Source organism: Flagellimonas alvinocaridis (genome assembly GCF_004916895.1).
Lineage (GTDB): Bacteria > Bacteroidota > Bacteroidia > Flavobacteriales > Flavobacteriaceae > Flagellimonas > Flagellimonas alvinocaridis.
The window spans coordinates 34,631-53,648 of record NZ_SNTZ01000003.1 but is presented as its reverse complement, the minus strand read 5'-3'; the positions used below and the strand labels follow the sequence as shown (position 1 = coordinate 53,648).

At 45.5% G+C, this 19,018-nt stretch carries 20 protein-coding genes; 14 read left to right on the top strand and 6 right to left on the bottom strand.

The window, feature by feature from the left end:
* Positions 1–45 precede the first annotated feature (45 nt).
* From EZV76_RS07800 to EZV76_RS07775, 6 genes are all read right to left on the bottom strand, one after another.
* On the bottom strand, positions 46–1,353 hold the full coding sequence (locus tag EZV76_RS07800) for an APC family permease (RefSeq protein ID WP_136565994.1): 1,308 nt from the start codon (positions 1,351–1,353) through the stop codon (positions 46–48).
* Entirely contained in the window at positions 1,354–3,810 is a 2,457-nt protein-coding gene (locus EZV76_RS07795; RefSeq protein ID WP_036385870.1) for a multicopper oxidase domain-containing protein, read from the bottom strand.
* Positions 3,811–3,835: 25 nt separating this feature from the next.
* On the bottom strand, positions 3,836–5,677 hold the full coding sequence (locus EZV76_RS07790; protein ID WP_036385873.1) for an efflux RND transporter periplasmic adaptor subunit: 1,842 nt from the start codon (positions 5,675–5,677) through the stop codon (positions 3,836–3,838).
* Between the two features lie 4 nt (positions 5,678–5,681).
* Positions 5,682–6,905: a TolC family protein gene (locus EZV76_RS07785; protein WP_090294896.1), complete on the bottom strand. Its 1,224-nt coding sequence runs from the start codon at positions 6,903–6,905 to the stop codon at positions 5,682–5,684.
* A 1-nt stretch (position 6,906) separates the two neighbouring features.
* A complete protein-coding gene (locus EZV76_RS07780) occupies positions 6,907–10,743 on the bottom strand; it encodes an efflux RND transporter permease subunit (RefSeq protein WP_136565993.1) in 3,837 nt (1,278 codons plus the stop codon).
* A gap of 104 nt (positions 10,744–10,847) precedes the next feature.
* On the bottom strand, positions 10,848–11,264 hold the full coding sequence (locus EZV76_RS07775; protein ID WP_036385878.1) for an HYC_CC_PP family protein: 417 nt from the start codon (positions 11,262–11,264) through the stop codon (positions 10,848–10,850).
* A gap of 550 nt (positions 11,265–11,814) precedes the next feature.
* Here EZV76_RS07775 and EZV76_RS17760 point away from each other — a divergent pair.
* The 14 genes from EZV76_RS17760 (at position 11,815) to EZV76_RS07710 (ending at position 19,014) form a co-directional block, all read left to right on the top strand.
* Entirely contained in the window at positions 11,815–12,234 is a 420-nt protein-coding gene (locus EZV76_RS17760; RefSeq protein WP_439107732.1) for an HYC_CC_PP family protein, read from the top strand.
* Positions 12,235–12,400: 166 nt separating this feature from the next.
* On the top strand, positions 12,401–12,982 hold the full coding sequence (locus EZV76_RS07770) for a helix-turn-helix domain-containing protein (protein WP_136565992.1): 582 nt from the start codon (positions 12,401–12,403) through the stop codon (positions 12,980–12,982).
* Between the two features lie 75 nt (positions 12,983–13,057).
* Positions 13,058–13,465, top strand: a complete 408-nt coding sequence (locus EZV76_RS07765) for a c-type cytochrome (RefSeq protein ID WP_136565991.1) — start codon at positions 13,058–13,060, stop codon at positions 13,463–13,465.
* A complete protein-coding gene (locus EZV76_RS07760) occupies positions 13,462–14,619 on the top strand; it encodes a putative porin (protein ID WP_136565990.1) in 1,158 nt (385 codons plus the stop codon). The genes EZV76_RS07765 and EZV76_RS07760 overlap by 4 nt, the downstream gene beginning before the upstream one ends.
* A 65-nt stretch (positions 14,620–14,684) precedes the next feature.
* Positions 14,685–14,957: a cytochrome c gene (locus tag EZV76_RS07755; RefSeq protein ID WP_036385885.1), complete on the top strand. Its 273-nt coding sequence runs from the start codon at positions 14,685–14,687 to the stop codon at positions 14,955–14,957.
* Positions 14,958–14,981: 24 nt separating this feature from the next.
* The gene (locus EZV76_RS07750; RefSeq protein WP_136565989.1) at positions 14,982–15,494 is read left to right on the top strand and encodes a hypothetical protein; all 513 of its coding nucleotides are present in this window, start codon (positions 14,982–14,984) and stop codon (positions 15,492–15,494) included.
* Between the two features lie 30 nt (positions 15,495–15,524).
* Positions 15,525–15,788 carry a hypothetical protein gene (locus EZV76_RS07745; RefSeq protein ID WP_081894146.1) on the top strand — a complete coding sequence of 88 codons (264 nt, stop codon included), beginning with the start codon at positions 15,525–15,527 and terminating at the stop codon, positions 15,786–15,788.
* Between the two features lie 14 nt (positions 15,789–15,802).
* Positions 15,803–16,018, top strand: a complete 216-nt coding sequence (locus EZV76_RS07740; protein WP_036385886.1) for a heavy-metal-associated domain-containing protein — start codon at positions 15,803–15,805, stop codon at positions 16,016–16,018.
* A 27-nt stretch (positions 16,019–16,045) separates the two neighbouring features.
* Positions 16,046–16,264 carry an SHOCT domain-containing protein gene (locus EZV76_RS07735; RefSeq protein WP_036385889.1) on the top strand — a complete coding sequence of 73 codons (219 nt, stop codon included), beginning with the start codon at positions 16,046–16,048 and terminating at the stop codon, positions 16,262–16,264.
* Between the two features lie 39 nt (positions 16,265–16,303).
* A complete protein-coding gene (locus EZV76_RS07730; protein ID WP_036385890.1) occupies positions 16,304–16,519 on the top strand; it encodes an SHOCT domain-containing protein in 216 nt (71 codons plus the stop codon).
* A gap of 39 nt (positions 16,520–16,558) precedes the next feature.
* Positions 16,559–17,005 (top strand): hypothetical protein, encoded by a 447-nt coding sequence (locus EZV76_RS07725; RefSeq protein WP_036385892.1) that lies wholly within the window; start codon positions 16,559–16,561, stop codon positions 17,003–17,005.
* 74 nt (positions 17,006–17,079) lie between these two features.
* Positions 17,080–17,355, top strand: a complete 276-nt coding sequence (locus EZV76_RS07720; protein ID WP_036378938.1) for a DUF5676 family membrane protein — start codon at positions 17,080–17,082, stop codon at positions 17,353–17,355.
* A 146-nt stretch (positions 17,356–17,501) separates the two neighbouring features.
* Positions 17,502–18,296 carry an AlbA family DNA-binding domain-containing protein gene (locus EZV76_RS07715; protein WP_051947114.1) on the top strand — a complete coding sequence of 265 codons (795 nt, stop codon included), beginning with the start codon at positions 17,502–17,504 and terminating at the stop codon, positions 18,294–18,296.
* A gap of 4 nt (positions 18,297–18,300) precedes the next feature.
* Positions 18,301–19,014, top strand: a complete 714-nt coding sequence (locus EZV76_RS07710) for a lycopene cyclase domain-containing protein (protein ID WP_036378939.1) — start codon at positions 18,301–18,303, stop codon at positions 19,012–19,014.
* Positions 19,015–19,018: the final 4 nt, after the last annotated feature.

The window sequence follows — 19,018 nt, the reverse complement described above, 5'->3', positions numbered from 1 at the left end:
TTTTTTCATCTAATTTTCCATTTCTCCCACGCAGGCACTCAGCCCTTATTCTTCCTCGACCGTACGCTTTTTCCCCAAAAAAAATCGTTCCCCGAAAAAAATAAGCACCATCAATGCAAGGGCAACGATGACCACCAAGGGGTCACTACCCGCCTTTGACCAAATAAAGACGCCCAACACCAGTACATCCAGCACAAGGGCCGTAATGAGGATAATGGGATTTGCACCGATTTCCTTTCGTAGATTGTTTAGGACCCCCCAATGGATCCCGATATCCATGATCAAATAAAAGATGGCCCCCAATGCAGCGATCCGGCTCAGATCGAACAACATGGTGAGCCCTATGGCAATCACCACGGTATACACCAACATATGTTTCTGTATGTCCCCGGGAATCCCAAAATGTCGATGTGGTATCAATTCCTTTTCAGTGAGCATGGTGGTCATCCGGGAAACGGCAAAAATGCTGGCAACGACCCCGGAAACGGTGGAGATGATCGCCAGACCAACGGTGAACCAGACCCCATATTTTCCAAAAGCGGGTCTGGATGCCTCGGCCAGCGAATAGTCCTTGGCCGCAATGATTTCCTGGATGGAAAGATTGGAAGAGACCGCAAATGCCACCATGAGATAGACCAGGGTACATATCACCAAAGAAATGACAATGGCCCGTCCCACGTTACGTTTGGGATCGACGATCTCATCCCCACTATTGGTAATGGTGGTAAAACCCTTATAGGCCAATATCGACAGTGCCAATGCCCCCAAATAATCCACCAGGGAATGCTCGGTCAAGGACTGGGAAGGAACGACCTGATCAAAGGTAAATCCAGCTGCCCAAAGGCCACCAATGGCAAAAACCGCTATCCCGCCGATTTTTAGTATGGCCATGACCAAGGACGATCCCCCGATAGCTTTGTTTCCCATCACATTGACAATAAAGGCTGTGATCAACAACAATACCCCAAGGATCGGGGGCCAGAATCCTTTCGACTCCACATCAAAAAGCTCCAATACGTAGGTCCCGAACGTCCGGGCCACCAAACTCTCATTGATGACCATGGAAAGGGCCATCAGCAGTGCACCGGTAGCGGTCCAGGCCGTTTTACCGTAAACCTTTTTGAGGTACATGCCAATGCCCCCGGCAGAGGGGTAGGTATTGGACATTTTGACATAGGTGTAGGAACTGAAACCTGAGATGACTGCCCCGATTAAAAAAGCAAAGGGAAACCATTGGCCGGAGAGTTCGGCAACCTGACCCAAGAGCGCAAAAATTCCCGCACCGATCATCACACCGGTTCCCAAAGCAATGGTATTGGTCAGACTCAGGCTATTTTTTTTGTATTCTGCCATTTAAAAACGGGCTAGCAGGCCTCCGCCCCAACCATATCGGTTGTTGTAATTGGCCTGGATTGAAAAATTACGTGAAAGGATATAGGAGGCCCCTACCAGCCATTGGGTCTCACTTTCATAGGATGAATTCCCCAAATCGTTGACCCATCCAAAATCGGCCCGAAATTCATATTCCCCCTCGAGGAAAATCCTGGGAAAAAGCAATAGTTCCCTATCCAACCTTATTCTTGGACGCAGCTGGTGGTCCATACTCACATCCATATTAAAGCGGTATGGGGTAAAATACTTGACCCCTATCAGTCCCACTGTATTGAAACGGTCATAGGAATCAGGGATGGAGGTTTCCGTGTTTACCCCTGCATAGACCCGTACCCAGTCATTGAGATACCTGTTATAATTGACTTCCACCTCGGCATTTTGGTCGTAGTCAAATTCTGCCCGTACCCCAAATTCATTCCTGATATTACTTGAAACAAGGAAGAGTTCATTAAAATTGGAACCCAATCTGGCAGCACCCCAAGCATAATAATGGTCAGTTTCATCTACCAACTTTTGAACAGGAAAATCCTTCATCCTCAGATCCCTTGGGGTATCATAACTGAAAACCCTGGCCATGCCCCCCATCATGTGGTAGAGGATATGACAGTGGAAAAACCAATCCCCGTACTCTTCATTATAAAATTCGATGACCACTTTCTGCATGGGCGGCACATTGACCGTATGTTTCAAGGGTGACTTTTCACCATTCTCATTGATGACCCTGAAATAATGCCCATGGAGGTGCATCGGATGGTGCATCATGGTCAGGTTGTTGAGGGTGATCCGGGTTACTTCCCCACCTTTGATCTTGATCTTATCGGTTTCTGAAAGTGGCACACCGTTCATACTCCAGATATACCGTTGCATATTTCCCGTCAGGTTCAACAGAATGTCATTGACGGGCAGATCGGCATTATAGGTAGTACTTTCCTTTGCTTTTAAGAAGTCATAGTTGAAATACGTTTTACGGGTATCGTAATCAAAAGCTGAAGTGTCTTTCTGCATCATTGGCATAGTCTGAACCATAGGGTTTTCCATCTTGTCCTTATGTCCGGTGGATTTCATTGACGTTGAATCCTTTTCCATTCCTGCCATATCCCCCATCTTTTTATCCATCTCCATGTGCCTATGATCTTCATTCGCATTCATAGGCCTTTTATCATCCATCTTCGCAATGGGTTTATCCTTTTGACCGCTCATTTCGGTCTTATCCATCGACATCCCATTGTGCATACCCATATCCATGCTGCCATCCTTCATGTCCATCTGCATCCCATACTTTTGCATCAAATATTCGGGTGTATTTTTCTTCTTGTTGCCGGCCATTGCCGGAGCTCCCATTTTCATGTCCATTTGGGCCATTTGTTTCATCATCGCCACTTTGTCGGGCCTATCGATGGTCGTTGCGGGAAAAAGCGTTCCCTGCCCTAAATGCAACGAGGTATGCCCGGAGCCGTCCTGTGCCGTGGCCGTTACCTCCAAAGTGCCTTCAGGAACGGTCACGATGACATCATAGGTCTCGGCAATGCCAAAAAGAAAACGACTTTTGGAAACAGGCTCCACATCGACACCATCCCCGGAAACCACCATGGGGTTACCGCCACCGAAATCCATCCAATAATAGGTGGAGGCAGAGGCATTGACGAACCGGAGCCGCACTTTTTCCCCTGGTTTGAAATCAGGGTATTCGGCCAATGTTTTCCCATTGGTCAAAAATGCGGGGTAGTAGATATCCGCAATATCCGCTCCTTCCATACGATCTCGCCAAAATTTGAGTTGTGCACCTAGTGCACCTTCCTTGATGACCCTGCTCAAGGGCACCGCGGTCCCTTTTTTGACCTGGTACCACTCGTTTCCCCGTTTAAGGTTTCGGAGCACGTTCATGGCCTTTTCGTTCGTCCAATCGGAGAGCACCACGACCAAATCCTTATCGTAGTCCAACGTCTTTTCCTTGGGATGGATCAGTATCGAGCCATACACCCCCTTTTGCTCTTGCAGCATGGTGTGGGAATGGTACCAATAGGTACCTGATTGGTTGATCGGAATCCGATATTGGAAAGTTGTGCCAGGTTCTATGGGCGGTGTGGTCAAATAGGGAACCCCGTCATAAAAATTGGGCAAGATCAATCCATGCCAGTGTACGGAGGTTTCCACATCCATCTTATTGGTCACGTTGATCAGGGCGAAGTCACCCTCGTTGAATTCCAAGACCGGTCCCGGAATACTCCCATTGATGGTCATTGCATCGGCAGTGACCCCACCGAGGGTCAATTTGTTCTGTTCCAGTACAAGATTGTATTCCCGAACGGGTCTACCTTCCTCTTTTCTGTCCTCACCATTTGTCCCCACTTGCCCAAAAACATGGGTCGTCAAGGCAGTTAGGACAAAAAACAAGATTTTAGATTTCAATATTTTCATCATTCATTCATTTACATTTGTTCAATTACATTTCATCGGTGATTTCACCGCAGGTCAACATAGCCTCTCCGAAATAGGGATTTTTGATCTCTTTGGTCGTACTCAACCAATAGGCACCTTTGTTGTTATCGGCCATCGGGCAAAACTGTTCGTATATCTTTTGATCGACCCCAAAAAGCTTGACACCTTTGGATAGATGGGCGGACAGATGTTTAAAATGATCGCGTTGGGCTTTGATATCCGATATCTTTGAAATGGAATTCGCCGAATTGGAGATTTCCTTCGATATCGTCATCCAATGGCCGTGCGCCTTTTTGTCCGTCAATTGTTTCATATCCACATGTTCCAAGGCCGACAACACTTTTTTTGCAGCGGCATTGGACTTGGCGGCATTATCATTGACAAGCGCATCCTTTAACTCCAAGTAGGCGCTCAACACCTGTTTTAATTGGTTTTTAAAAGTCGCTGTCGCCGTCATTCGCTGGTTCATATCAGAATGGTCTGTTTTGTTTTCCAAGCCGGGATCCCCCATATCCATTTCCGAATGATCGCTACCGCCTGTACCCTTGTCATCCCCCATCTTCATGCCTCCGTGGTTATGTCCCGTCATGGCGGGCCCACCTTCAGGATTCATCATGCTCGGTTTCCCGGCCAATTGGGCCGCCGCGTCGATACTAAAGGTCCCGTTTACCGCGATCTCATCCCCTTCTTGCAGCCCCTCCTTGACAATGAAACCATTTCCCAACGATGGTCCCAAGGTGACATCGCGCAACACAAAATTCACCCCATTGGATGTGGTATTCTTGATGTATACCACAGAACGTTCCCCGGTCCACATCACTGCCGACTTAGGAATGGTTATCGCTTCTGATGCAATGGGCTGTTTTGCTTTTACGGTTCCGGAAGCGAACATTTCCGGCTTTAACCTTAAACCGGTGTTCCCGATCTCGATTCTGGCCTTGGCAACCCTTGTCATGGGATTGATCACCGGGTCGATATAGGAAATCCTGCCTTTGAAGTTTTCGCCCGGGAGCGAGGGTATGGTAAAGACCACTTCATCGCCTTTTCTTACCCAGGGCATGTCGGACTCATAAATATCGAACAGTACCCAAACGCTGTTCAGGTTGGCAATTTGATATAATGCCTTGCCCTTGTTGACATAGTCGCCAAGGTTTACCATTTTTTCGGTAACGTAGCCTGAAACATCGGCATGTATCGGCAATTCCTCCTTAACGGTCCCGGATTGAAGTATCTGTGCGATTTGGTTGTCGGAAAGCTTCCAGTTTTTTAATTTTTCCTTGGCGGCATTAAAAAACTGCGGTTGGGTGTCCGCCACCTTTCTTGCTTCAAAAAGTTCCTCTTGTGCAGTGACCAGATCAGGGGAATAAATATAGGCGATGATCTGCCCCTGCTTGATATACTCCCCTGTAAAATTCACCATTAGCCGTTCCACCCTGCCGGGAATATGGGAAGATTGGGAATAGATCGATCGTTCATCCGCTTCCACCTTGCCATTAAGATCGATCAATTTGACCGGGGCGGTCTTGCCCACGATTTCCGTAGTGACATTGGCAAGCTGCATGGCGGTTTTCGACATGCTAACGGCCATGGGGTCCAGTTCCGAACCGTTGTCATTTTCCAAAGGGATCAAGTCCATCCCACAAATGGGACAATCTCCCGGTTCCGTCTGTCTGATCTGGGGATGCATGGAGCAGGTCCAAATGGTTTCTCCCGATACTTCCGAAGTATGTTGGTGTTCCTCTGTGGCATTGCCCTTGGAGCCCCCGAACAATAGCCATCCCAGCAAAAGTCCAAGAACCAAGGTGGACAAGGCTATTTTTACTATTTTTTGTGTTTCTGATTTCATCTGATTATTTTTTTGCCGTGATATAGTTAAACTTGGCCAACGCTATTTCATATTGCGTCAATGCGCTTATTTTCAATTTAGTATACTTCAACAATTGTTGCTGCATTCGTAACACCTCCTCGAAGTCCTTCCCGGAATTCCCATAGGCTGTGAACAACAGATTGAGTGCTTGTTCCGATTCCATGATCTGTTCATCAAAGAGGGAAATCAAATCCGTCTGCTGCCTTATGTCAAAAACGGCCATTTCATAATTGGTCTTCAATGTATTGGTGACTTCCTTTTTTTGCAGTGCATAACTTTCCTGCATCAATTGGGCCTCCTTTTCGGCTGCCCTGTACTTACCCCTGAATAGGGGCAGGCTCAAGGTAACCATGGGCATCAATACATCCTTGCCATTATCGGGAACCACCATGTCGGTACGCTTATCAACCATTACATAGTCCAGTCCGACCCCCACTTTTGGCAGGCCTTGTTTAAGGGCTGCCCTTTCGGATGCCGCTGCAGCCTTGACCTTTAATTCCAGGGAATTCAAGAGCGGATGGTCCACTACCAAGGAATCTTTGACATAATCAATGGGCAGTACATTGACCCCAAAGGTCTCAGGGATGTTTATTTGTTCATCTTCCTTACGGTCCAATAGTTTATTGAAGGACGCCAAAAGGGGGATTTCCTTATGTTTAAGGATACCCAGATTCGTCCGGGCTTCCTTTAAAAGCACGTCCACCCTTAAGACATCGACCAATGATCCCAAGCCATTTTTGAATTTCGTATTGGAAACCGTCCTGTAGGATTCCAGAATGGCAATGTTGTCCTCTTCGATCCGTACCCACTCCTTAAGTTCGTACAATGGAAAATAAGCTGCTGAAACCTCGTAATAAAGTTTGTTCCTGGCATCCAAAAAAGACTGGTACTTGGCCTCTGCCATAAGTGCAGCGGCATCACCTTGGGCCTTTAAGGTTCCAAACCAAGGAAACATCTGAGTCAGTGAAAACCTTGCCTTTTGGGGCCCTACCCGGGTTTCGACCGGGGAGATGAAGTACCCAAAGGACAGGTTTGGATCTGGTAAAGCCTTCACCTGCGGTACTTTTTGTAACGCCGCCTCAAAATCTTTGTACTGTGAAAGCAACCCTGGATTGTTCTCAGCCGCTACCTTAAAGTAATCCTCCAAGGTCTGGCCGTTGGAAAGGATACTTGTCAAGACAAATATGATGGTCAATACATTTTTCATTTTACTGTATTTTTTTCAATGCTTTGTTGCGATTTATAATGACTGTTTCCCTCCAATAGGCTTGGAGTACCGGGACCACGAACATGGTCATGATCTGAATGGCCATTCCCCCAAAAGTCGGGATGGCCATGGGAATCATAATGTCGGCCCCTTTTCCGGTAGAGGTCAGCACGGGCAAAAGGGCGATGATGGCCACGGCGGCCGTCATCATGGCGGGACGGACCCTTTTTTTCCCTGCCTCCAAAACCGCCGCTCTTACATCCGGTACGGTTTGAGGGTTCTTTTCCTCAAAAACCTGGTGGATGTACGTACCCATGATGACACCATCATCGGTGGCAATACCGAAAAGTGCGATAAAACCAACCCAAACCGCAACGCTTAAATTGATCGTGTGCATTTGGAACAGATCCCGCATGTTGACCCCTGAAATGGCAAAATTCATGAACCAATCCTGACCATAGAGCCAGAGCATTATGAAACCTCCCGCAAAAGCAACAAAAACTCCGGAAAAATGGATGGAGGATGCGATGACCGTCTTGAACTGAAAAAACAGGAGCAAGAAAATCACGATCAAACTGATCGGTATGACAATGGACAGTCTTTTCACTGCCCTGATTTGGTTCTCATAACTCCCAGAAAACTTATAGCTTATTCCGGCGGGAACCGTTAATTCCCCTGCATCGATTTTTTTCTGGATGGCTTCCTGGGCATCGTTCACCACATCGACTTCCGCAAAACCGTCCCGTTTATCAAAAAGCACATAGCCCACCAAAAAGGTGTTTTCGCTCTTGATGGCCTGAGGCCCGCGGACATATTCAAAATCCACCACTTGGGATAAGGGAATTTGCGCCCCTACCGGTGTGGGAATCAAAATTTTCTTCAACGATTCCGGGTCGTCCCTCAATTCCCTCGGGTAGCGCACCCGCACGGGAAAACGTTCCCTACCTTCAACGGTGGAGGTGATTTTCATCCCACCGATCGCTGTTTCGATGCTTTGCTGCACATCTTCAATGTTCAAACCATATCGGGATATCCCGTCCCTGTTGATATTGAGGTGCAAATAAGGTTTGCCCACTATTCTATCGGCGAATACGGCTTCTGCCTTGACCGAGGGCACTTCCTTCAAGATACCTTCCAATTGCATCCCAAAATCCTCGATGGTCTTCAGATCGGGACCAAAAACCTTGATCCCCATGGGAGCGCGCATTCCGGTCTGCAACATCACCAACCGGGTTTCTATGGGCTGTAATTTGGGAGCAGAGGTTATGCCCGGGATCTTGGTGACCTTTACGATCTCATCCCAGATATCGTTGGGGGATTTGATATGGGGCCTCCAGTTTCGGAAAAACTCACCGTCCTCATCCACGATCAGGTCCTTCTCGGCAATCCCTAACTGCAAGGCCTCCTCATTGGTCAAAGTGTCTTTATGCTGGGTAATGAACCTGTCCTTTCGATCTACTTTATAACGGACCCTATGTCCGTCTTCATTCACAATGAATTCAGGTTTATAGTTGATGATGTTCTCATACATGGAAATGGGTGCAGGGTCCAGTGCGGATTCAACGCGACCGAGTTTACCGACAACCAAGTCCACTTCGGGTATGCTTCCCAAGAGCATATCCAACTGTCCAACCACCCTTTTGTTGTATTCCACCCCTGAATGCGGCATGGATGTCGGCATCAACAGGAACGAACCTTCATTGAGCGATGGCATGAACTCGGATCCTATTCCCGGGAATCTCTTGGAAGCTGCCTGCCATCCCGAGGTCTGTCTGACACTTTTCCAACCTACCGATTCAAAGCCTTTGGCCACGATTCCAAAGGTGCTATCGAACCCCAGCCAAACCAATACCCCAAAAAACAGGGTCACGAATGGGATGAGCATGAACTTTCCTTTGTTTTCCAGACACCACTTTAGGACCGGGGTATAGAAATGTACGATTCCCATCAAAGCGGCCAGGATAATGCCCACTAGGAACAACACAAAAAAGTAGTTGACCACAATACCGTTTTGGGGTCCCAAGGGCATCCATTCCTCGGTCAGGAAGAAGGAAGCGATAAAAACGGTCAGTCCCAAATTGATATAGTTGGGAAACGATTTATAGTGCTCCGGCCATTTGGGTTCCATCAAATTGTTCAACCCAATGAGTGAAATGACCAATGGCAACCACATCTGGGCATAAAATGCAAAAATAAGCCCGGTGGATATCAATAGAATGGACCAAAACCGTCGCACCCGTTTCTTGTCATAATCCACCCCCATTACAAAATGGGCCAATGCCGGAAGCACAACGATTCCCAGCACAAAGGCGCTCAACAGGGCAAAGGTCTTGGTAAAGGCCAAGGGCCTAAATAGCTTCCCTTCTGCCGATTGCATGGCAAAGACAGGCACAAAGCTCACGACGGTGGTCGCCAATGCGGTCGTAATTGCCGAGGCCACTTCCACGGTGGCCTTATATATTACCTGAATGAGTTCCTTGCCCTTGGCACCATGGTTCTCGGGCATTTCCAAATGACGGATAATGTTCTCGACGAACACGATCCCCACGTCCACCATCACCCCTATGGCAATGGCTATCCCGGAAAGGGCCACCACATTGGCATCTACCCCGGCATATTGCATGACAATAAAGGTCATTAGGACCCCGACAGGCAATAGACTGGATATGATCACAGAGGCCCTCAGGTTGAGGACAAGTACCAGTACAACGATGATGCTGATCAGTATTTCGTGGGACAGGGCATTTTCCAAAGTACCTATGGTCTCGTGGATGAGCTGTGTCCGGTCATAAAACGGGACCACGGTCAATTGGCTTTCCACACCATTGGCCAATGTCTTTTTGGGCAAACCGGGTGCGATTTCCTTGATCTTGTCCTTCACATTATTGATGACCGCCAAAGGATTGGAACCATAACGGGCGACCACGACGCCACCTACCACTTCGGCGCCCCCTTTATCGAGCACGCCCCTTCGTGTGGCCGGTCCCAAGCTGACCACCCCAATATCCTTGACCCGAACCGGGACATTGTCAAAGACGTCAACCACGGCCTTTTCTATGTCTTCCGTATTTTTGACATATCCCAAGCCCCTGACCAAATATTCTGCTTGATTGACTTCAATGGTCTTGGCGCCCACATCCCTGTTCGACTTCCGTACGGCCTCCATGACCTTGTATAAAGGAATATTATAGGCTTTCAGGGCATCTGGATTTACATCCACTTGATATTCTTGGACGAAACCACCGATCGAAGCCACTTCGGACACCCCGTCCACGGCATTCAACCCGTATTTCACATAAAAATCCTGGGCAGTCCGTATTTCGTGCAGATCCCATCCTCCTGTAGGGTTCCCATCCTTGTCCCTTCCTTCCAGGGTATACCAATATACCTGTCCCAATGCCGTGGCGTCAGGACCCAAAGTCGGGGTTACCCCATCGGGCAACAGCCCTGCGGGAAGTGAATTCAATTTTTCAAGGATCCGGGAGCGCGACCAATAAAATTCCACATCATCATTAAAAATGATATAGATACTGGAAAATCCAAAGATGGATGAACTACGGATCGTTTTCACCCCTGGAATTCCAAGTAAATAGGTCGTCATTGGATAAGAAATCTGATCCTCGATATCTTGTGGCGATCGCCCGGGCCATTGCGTGAAAACAATTTGCTGGTTTTCCCCAATATCGGGAATGGCATCCACGGGCACCGGGTCTTTTGGGAGAAAGCCCGTATTCCAATTGAAGGGGGAAGTGACAATCCCCCAGGTAACCAACGTTATTAAAACGAGAACGGTCACCAGTTTGTTCTCTAAAAAGTATTTTATGATTTTATTAAGCATATCATGAGTTTATTGTGTTGGAAATAATGAAAATGTTCCAAAGGCAATAAATACCTAGGGCCATGCCAAAAACCATAGCACGGCCAAACGTCATCGATATGCTCTTAAATAAGGAAAGTTTGATCAAGAATCTGAATATCCTTGACCAAAAGGGGCGGAGGGTAATGTACGACAGAAACTATATTTTCCTGTAATCCCTCAAAAAGATTGATGTAACTGTACGTGAAGGCAACCAGGAACTGATGCTCCCCAACACTTAAATTTTCAACGGAAAGCAATAGATCCCCATTTCCTTGTACGGAAAGCGTTTCGTCATCGCAACACTGTTTTTTCTGCAGCTTGTGCTGGTGTGAATCCGATGGCTGCTGCATATCCATTCCACAGGATTCCGCTTTACCGAAGAAGGAAAAATCAACAAGATCTTCCCCACAATAGTGTTGTGCCACCGCAAAGGAAAAGGTGGATGCCAGCACGTTGAGTGCCATAAAACAAGATAATATTTTGAACCAAAATATTCTCATAAGCGGTTACAAAACTACAAAAATTTTAACAACCTCATTAAATTTAACACAATTTATACAAGGATTCCGCATAAAGCCCCTGCTTTTCAAAGTACCGACCATGGCACCCCATACTTTTGACCATCAATCATTTATACGACCATCGTATCCGGTCCGGGACGGTATAAAGCACATCGTGGTTCGAAGGCCCTCCTTATTGGCAACGGATGAATCCCTGACCAATAGCATTGTATTTTCAACCCGATCAAATTTGGAACCATTGCCTTTAAATAAACCCTAATGGACCTAAAATTGCCCAATACCGAATCCGATGGTTGGACGGCCGATGGTCATTTATTGTATACCGGTACCATGTTCTGTTCTTTCTAATGGCCCAAGTATAGCACTTTTGGAAAACCTGATATTTGTCATGTTTTTTCCGAATCCCATACGTTACTTTTGGAACAGAATCCTTCTGAAATTGCACACAAACAGTTATAATATAGATATTTGCGTTATTAATAACCGTTTTATTTTTAGAAGGTTAAACAAAATTTAGTAACTTTAGGAAGTGAAGCAAGTCGTCTCGAAAATATTGTCTCTGTTCTTGGCCTGTTCGGTATTGATCAGTATCACTTCCTTTGCATCGAGTGCCCATTTTTGCTGTAACAAGTTGGTCAGTTTTTCTGTGACCGGCAAGGCAAAACCCTGCGACCAAAAGCTTCAAAATCCCAAAGACACCTCAAGGAAGTGTTCTTTGGAGCAAAAGGATTGCTGCAGCACCGATACGTATGCCAATATTGGCAAGGATGACCTGATGGTGCATTCCTTCGACCTTGATTTCGGCACACTTGTATTTCTTAATGCCTTTATCTTTTACCATATCGATTGTTTCGAAGGGCTACAGGAAAACGTAATCCCTTTTAAAGACTACGATCCCCCGTGGATCGAACAGGATCTCCTTGTCCTTCATGAAACTTTCCTAATTTGATTTTTACACTGGCGGAACGTCAATGCAATCGTTCGCTCTTCACATTGGTCATGGCCACTAATTGACCTTTTTTGTCGTGTGCTATCTCCACGACGGCATATCCTGATCGATTCTCCTATCGGGTTTTGACCCGATATTATTTACGCTTAACAATAACTCAGGCGCCATGGATTCCAAAAAGGAATACTGGATAAAGCATATGGTCTGTAGGCGATGCCTCAAGGTCATAAGACAAGAATTGCATGAATCGGGCATTGAGGTACTATCCCTTGAACTCGGAAAACTTACGGTAAATGCTCCTGAAATAGGGATTGCCGAAGTTGACCAAAAAGTCGTGGACGTCCTACATTCCAATGGCTTTGAAATAGCCAAAAGCGAAGAGGAAATGATCGTTGAGAAAATCAAGATAGGCTTGATTTCCTTAGTGACCAACGTCCCGATTAACCACAAAGGGAACACCTCGGATTACCTTGTCGATTTATTGCATCGCGATTACAAAGTACTGAGCAAGGTTTTTTCCAGAAATGAAAACATCACGATCGAAAAGTACTTTATCAAGCTCAAGATCGAAAAGGTAAAGGAGCTCATCCAACTGGGACAATATTCATTTTCCGATATCGCCTATATGCTCGATTACAGCAGCGTCAACCATTTATCCGGACAGTTCAAGGAAATTATGGGGATGAGCATGACGGATTACAAAAACGGACAATTGTGGCAAAGGGATTTTCTTGACGAAATTATATAGAAATCCAGGAATATTATGAAGATGGCCTGTCAGGTCAAACAGTAGTTTTAACGCAACAACCTAATAAATAATAAAATGAAACTTACACAAAAAAAATCGATACCCATAATGCTAACGTTCCTAATGACTCTTTTGGCTCTACAGGTAACCAGAGCACAGACCCAATGGGAAGCCCCGGCCAGTGCGGACAATTTGAACAATCCCTTAAAAAATGATGCCACGGCGGCAGAAAGCGGCAAACGGACCTTTAGAATGCTCTGTGTGATCTGCCACGGGGCCAAGGGCAAAGGGGACGGCATGGGCGGAGCCGGATTGACCCCAAAACCCACCGACTTGACCAGTACCGAGGTGCAGTCCCAAACGGATGGTGCCCTATTCTGGAAATTGACCAATGGTAAGCCCCCAATGGCTTCCTATGAAACCGCACTTCCCGAAAACAAAAGATGGGAATTGATCAACTATATCAGAACCTTGAATAAATGAAAAAACTACTAATGACCCTAATTATCTTAGGGTTGGGATCTTCGGCTTTGGCCCAGACCTACAACACCTTTGAACCCAGTAAGACGCAGTTCATGCTGCGTGGTTACGGACACACCGGATTTGAATATTTGGATACCGGTGGTGAACAAGAATCCACCTTTTTAGGGGCCACATTCGCCCCTATATTCCTCTACAAGCATTCCGACAAGCTCATGTTCGAGGCCGAACTGGAGTTTGAGCTCGAAGGAAATGAATTGAAAACGGGACTGGAATATGCCGATGTGATGTATGTGCTCAACAAGCACATGACCGTAAGGGCCGGTAAATTCCTGCTTCCCTTTGGAACCTTTATGGAGCGTTTGCACCCTGCATGGATCAACCGACTTCCAAGCAGACCCCTTGGATTTGGTCACGACGGTATTGCACCGGCCTCCGATATCGGCGTCGAACTCAGGGGGGCATTCGATCTGGGCGGTCCCAAATTGAACTATGCGGTTTATGTGACCAACGGTCCGCGCATCAAAGATGGAAGTGAGGAGCCTGAAGAAGCAGGTATGCTGGATTTCGGTTATTATGAAGATGTGAACAAGGCCAAGGCCTTGGGTGGCAGGATCGGCCTACTCCCGCTCTCGGATTCATCCATGGAATGGGGGATTTCCGCCTATACCACCAACAGTACAGGTGCAGAGGACTCAGATTACAAGGATGTGGGTGCCTTTCTTTGGGCGTTGGATCTTTCCTATGTAAAATCGATCACCCCCTTACAAGGGGTTGTGGACATCAAGGCCCAGTACAACAGTTCCAATGTGGATACCGCCACCTACTATGAAATCGAAGATGGGATTTCTGAACCTTACTCCTTTGACAACCAAAGCAGCTCCTTTTATACACAATTGAGCTATAGCCCCATCATGTCGGGAAGCGACTTTATAAAGCAACTCGAATTTGTGGGTCGATATTCCGATTTCAACGCACCTGAAGGAGCGGAGTGGGAAGAGAAGTCAACGCAGTACGCTTTTGGTTTGAACTATTGGCTGAGTTGGCGTTCCGTGGTCAAATTCAGCTATCAAACCACCAAGATGGAAGGTGGTCATGACAGTGATGGCACGACCCGTACCAATGGATTGTTTGTGCATTGGGCCATTGGATTTTAAAATCAAAAAAAGAAAGTGAAATGAAAACAACAACGAATTTTAAAGCAGCAATAATCCTGTCCGTCATGGCATCGATCATGGTCGCCTGCTCCTCCAATAAAAAACCCATTGCGACGGATACCGCGACCGAGGTGGCGGGGAGTGAAGTGGATTTCAAAATTGAAAAATCCGGGGCGCAGCTCTGGGGCGAGGTGTGCAACCGATGTCATATTGCCCCTTCACCCGCGGATTACAACGATACCGATTGGGAAACCATAAGCCTGCACATGCGGGTTAGGGCCAATCTGACGGAAGAGGAGATCACCAAAATCGAATCCTTTCTGAAATCAGCCAATTGACGATTAATCCTTAATTCATATACAATGAGAAATTTAGTAATTATTTTTTCTGTGATAGGGCTTTTGTCCTTGAACGGTTGCAAACAATCAACCGATGTACAAACCTTGCTTCAAAACGAGGAAACCAGAAGCGAGATCCTTAAAGATCTGGTACAAAACCATGATTATATGATGGAATTCATGGAACAGATGCAAGGGAGCGACCATGCCATGCAAATGATGCAGGGAAACAAAAAAATGATGGGCACCATGATGAAGGGACAAGGCATGCAAATGATGATGGGCGACAGCACCATGATGAACCAAATGATGGGCAACAGACAAATGATGCATTCCATGATGAACGGAATGATAAAGGATGGCGAGATGATGGGCGAAATGATGCAAATGATGCAAGACAAAGGGATGATGAGCAATGATTGTATGGAGTCGTGCATGAATATGATGAAGGAAAAGGGAATGGATATGGAAGGAATGGGAATGATGGATGATGGTACAATGAAATCAAAAGGAGATGACCATTCTGAGCACCATTAACACATAATAGGTAACGAAAAAATAAAAATCATGAAAGGACATTGGATTTGGATGGTCATCGGTTGTGGTCTCCCGCTATTGTTGATTTTTTTTGCGCCTGCATTTGGCATTACAGGGTACAATGGGCTTTTTTCCTTTATCATCGTGATGTTTTTGATACACCTTTTCATACCTCACGGTGGTCACGGGCATGGTGATCATGGAAAATCTGATAACAGTAAATACCATGATCATGACAAAGAGCAAGATTCCACTGAGACCCAAGAAGATCACCGGGGGCATCGGCACCATTAAAATATACTTTCGAAATGAAGTACAGATATCAAATTAACGGAATAAGCTGCGGTGGCTGTATCACAAGAATCAAGAAGACCTTGGAAGAACATCCTGAAGTAGAGCAAGTAGAAGTTTTTTTACAGCCTATGGGCGCAACCATTGTAACAATGAACAAGAAGCTTACGGTAGAAGAACTGCAAGGGCAACTCAACAAACTTGAGGGCTATACCATAGCAGAGATTAGTTAAAATCATAAAAACCTTCAAATTAAAAATATGTTTTACAAAGATGGATTTTTTTGGGGCATGCACCTGATCTGGTGGGCCATTTGGATTGTGGCATTGGGCTGGATTTTCTTTGCCCCAACCAGTTCCTCCTATGAAGAGATTGAGGGAGATGACCCACTAATGTTGCTCAAAATCCGCTTCGCGAAGGGCGAGATTTCCAAAGAAGAATACGAGCAATCTAAGAAACTTTTACAATCGGACAAATAGTCCGAAAACAAGTAATGTATAACCTTTAAAACTAAAACTATGCATTTTTTCGACGGACATTGGGGCGGCATGCACGTCATCTGGTGGGTCATATGGTTGATCCTCTTGATATGGATATTCTTGGTGCCATATGACATCCCTTACAGAAAATCAAAGAAGGAAGACCCACTTTCAGTTCTAAAAAAGCGCTTCGCCAATGGCGAAATCTCTAAGGAGGAATATGAAGAATCAAAAAAGATCTTGAAATCAAATTAAGGAATGTAGGGCAAATATTAATTACTAAAAAAAGTCAAAATGAAGATAAAAGTTTATAAGACAGGCATAATGGTATTGGCTACTTTACTCATTTCGGCCTGCTCACAAAAACAGGGTAGTTCTGTAAAGGATATGCTCGAGGACCACTCTCAGCAAGAAGAGGTATTGTCCGCACTTGTCGAAAATCACGATCTGGGCAAAAAATACATTGCCAACATGATGGATAACGACCATGCCATGGGAATGATGGTGGACGAACTCGTAAAAGCAGCAGCAAAGGATACCATACTAGCGAACAAATTGAGCGATATGATTACTAGATATCCTGACCTTATGCTACTGACCACCCACCATTTTATGCCGGTCATTGCTTCGGACAGCCTTTTGACCGATTCTTTTTGTGATCACACGTTAGAACACGAGGATCTCGCCAAGGCCATGCACAATAAAATGGAATACAAAAAGAGCCTTGAGCGCAACCATTGACTCCAACTTTGGTTTTTGCACATGAACAAACTCATAAATGAATAATAACAACAATAAACATTAAAACAAGAATCATGAATCGTATCAATGTAAAAAAATTCGGTTTTGCCATGGGGCTGACCGCTGCAATCCTCTACGCCGGCTGCATGATTGTTTTGGCGACAGCAGGACAAGAAGGAAGCATAACCTTTTTCAACAGCCTGCTGCACGGCTTGGACACTACCAGTATAATACGGGTAGACGTGCCAATTTGGGAGGCACTTATTGGCATTGTCCAGACATTTATCATTGCTTGGCTCACAGGTGCCCTGATTGCAGCATTTTACAACACACAGATTAAGAGTAGATAATCTGAACAAAAGATCGGAGAGACTTTTTAGGAACCGGTGTCGCATCGACCACAGGCAATTTGTTGGCGGAAAGTGCCAAAGAACTGAGCAATTGACAATAGAATCCCGGAATTGAACCTAGAGTACAACCATATAAAGTAGAATAAGTGAATAGTACTGCAAGAAATATCAAAACAATTTTCACCCAAACGGCAATATGGGGGGGCATTTTCTATTTCCTTGTCCATCCTTTTACCATGGTGCTCTATTGGTTTGAATTTAGCAATACACCATTTTCATTTTCCCTGTTTTGGGACGTCTTAAAGTCGCAGTTTTTAGAATCTTTCACTTTTGATATGAGAGGGATGAGCGTCTCGCTTACAATCCTTGGCATTTTCCTAGGGATAGTTTCCGGTCTATTTTTCATAACCCTCAGGCGAAAGAACAAGCTTATAGGCACACAACAGCAGTTGTTACTGCGTGATTTAGAAGAATTGATAGAGGCGGGTGAGAATGAACGGGTAGAATTCAAGTCATCTATTCGTTACGATTATTTTAGGAAAACCACGAACCGCGAACTGGAACTAGTCATTGCCAAGACCATCACTGGTTTTATGAATGCAAAAGGTGGAAAATTGATCATTGGCGTTGACGATGATGGCAACATTGTGGGCCTTGAAAAAGATTTCAAGACCCTAAAGCACAAGAACAAAGATGGATATGAGCGTGAAATTTTCAGGATAATTTCAACACAGTTAGGTCACGAGGCTTGTTTTAGCAATCACATTTCATTTTACAAATTAAATGGTGAAGATGTGTGCGTAATAGCTGTCGAACCTTCTAAAAAACCAATCTATGTCAGCGATACCGAAAATACAACCTTTTATGTCAGAACGGGGAATGCCACCTACCCCTTGACGGTCAAGGAAGCGGTTGATTATTTAGAAACCAGAAAATTATAATCTTATGCAATACGTTTGGTTTATATGGTCCCTTATCATACTGGCCCTTTGGGGCGTGGTCTATCTTTTGAAGAAGGATTCCCGTAAAGAAATGTTGAGGATGAGTTGGATAACCATGCCCTTTGGGCTAACCGAGCCGCTGTTCGTTCCCGAATATTGGCACCCGCCATCGCTCTTCGATTTGGCGATAAAGACCGGGTTCGATATTGAAAGCATCATTTTCTCTTTTGCCATCGGGGGTATTGGCACCGTACTTTACAATCTTATTTTCAAGCGAAGGTATGTTAAAATACCGCATACCGAGCGTAACCATTATAGACATAGGTTGCATCTATATATCCTTTTCGTACCGGCGGTCGTGTTTTTGATATTGGCCCTTTTCACTCCCATGAACCATATTTACTGTGGAATATTGGCCATGTTCTTGGGTGGAATGGCCACGTTATACTGCCGCCCAGACCTTAAGACCAAAATCTGGATAAGTGGATTTCTGTTCACGGCATTGTACTTTGTTTATTTTGGAAGTATTCTCCCGTTTTACCCCGACTACGTAACATTGTTTTGGAATCTGGAAAACCTGAGTGATATTCTAGTGGCCGGCATACCAATCGAAGAGCTTTTGTTCGCTTTCACTTTTGGCATGTATTGGTCAGGCCTCTATGAGCATTTGTATTGGAGAAAATTAATCAACCCAATTGTTTTGAATCAAAATTTTTAAGTTA

Coding starts and splice junctions, on each gene's coding strand:
- EZV76_RS07785 (WP_090294896.1), bottom strand. CDS start 6,905: ATGAAAAATGTATTGACCATCATATTTGTCTTGACAAGTATCCTTTCC.
- EZV76_RS07755 (WP_036385885.1), top strand. CDS start 14,685: ATGGCATCGATCATGGTCGCCTGCTCCTCCAATAAAAAACCCATTGCG.
- EZV76_RS07790 (WP_036385873.1), bottom strand. CDS start 5,677: ATGAAATCAGAAACACAAAAAATAGTAAAAATAGCCTTGTCCACCTTG.
- EZV76_RS07740 (WP_036385886.1), top strand. CDS start 15,803: ATGAAGTACAGATATCAAATTAACGGAATAAGCTGCGGTGGCTGTATC.
- EZV76_RS07750 (WP_136565989.1), top strand. CDS start 14,982: ATGAGAAATTTAGTAATTATTTTTTCTGTGATAGGGCTTTTGTCCTTG.
- EZV76_RS07775 (WP_036385878.1), bottom strand. CDS start 11,264: ATGAGAATATTTTGGTTCAAAATATTATCTTGTTTTATGGCACTCAAC.
- EZV76_RS07780 (WP_136565993.1), bottom strand. CDS start 10,743: ATGCTTAATAAAATCATAAAATACTTTTTAGAGAACAAACTGGTGACC.
- EZV76_RS07720 (WP_036378938.1), top strand. CDS start 17,080: ATGAATCGTATCAATGTAAAAAAATTCGGTTTTGCCATGGGGCTGACC.
- EZV76_RS07765 (WP_136565991.1), top strand. CDS start 13,058: ATGAAACTTACACAAAAAAAATCGATACCCATAATGCTAACGTTCCTA.
- EZV76_RS07710 (WP_036378939.1), top strand. CDS start 18,301: ATGCAATACGTTTGGTTTATATGGTCCCTTATCATACTGGCCCTTTGG.
- EZV76_RS07760 (WP_136565990.1), top strand. CDS start 13,462: ATGAAAAAACTACTAATGACCCTAATTATCTTAGGGTTGGGATCTTCG.
- EZV76_RS07745 (WP_081894146.1), top strand. CDS start 15,525: ATGAAAGGACATTGGATTTGGATGGTCATCGGTTGTGGTCTCCCGCTA.
- EZV76_RS07725 (WP_036385892.1), top strand. CDS start 16,559: ATGAAGATAAAAGTTTATAAGACAGGCATAATGGTATTGGCTACTTTA.
- EZV76_RS07735 (WP_036385889.1), top strand. CDS start 16,046: ATGTTTTACAAAGATGGATTTTTTTGGGGCATGCACCTGATCTGGTGG.
- EZV76_RS07770 (WP_136565992.1), top strand. CDS start 12,401: ATGGATTCCAAAAAGGAATACTGGATAAAGCATATGGTCTGTAGGCGA.
- EZV76_RS07795 (WP_036385870.1), bottom strand. CDS start 3,810: ATGAAAATATTGAAATCTAAAATCTTGTTTTTTGTCCTAACTGCCTTG.
- EZV76_RS07800 (WP_136565994.1), bottom strand. CDS start 1,353: ATGGCAGAATACAAAAAAAATAGCCTGAGTCTGACCAATACCATTGCT.
- EZV76_RS07730 (WP_036385890.1), top strand. CDS start 16,304: ATGCATTTTTTCGACGGACATTGGGGCGGCATGCACGTCATCTGGTGG.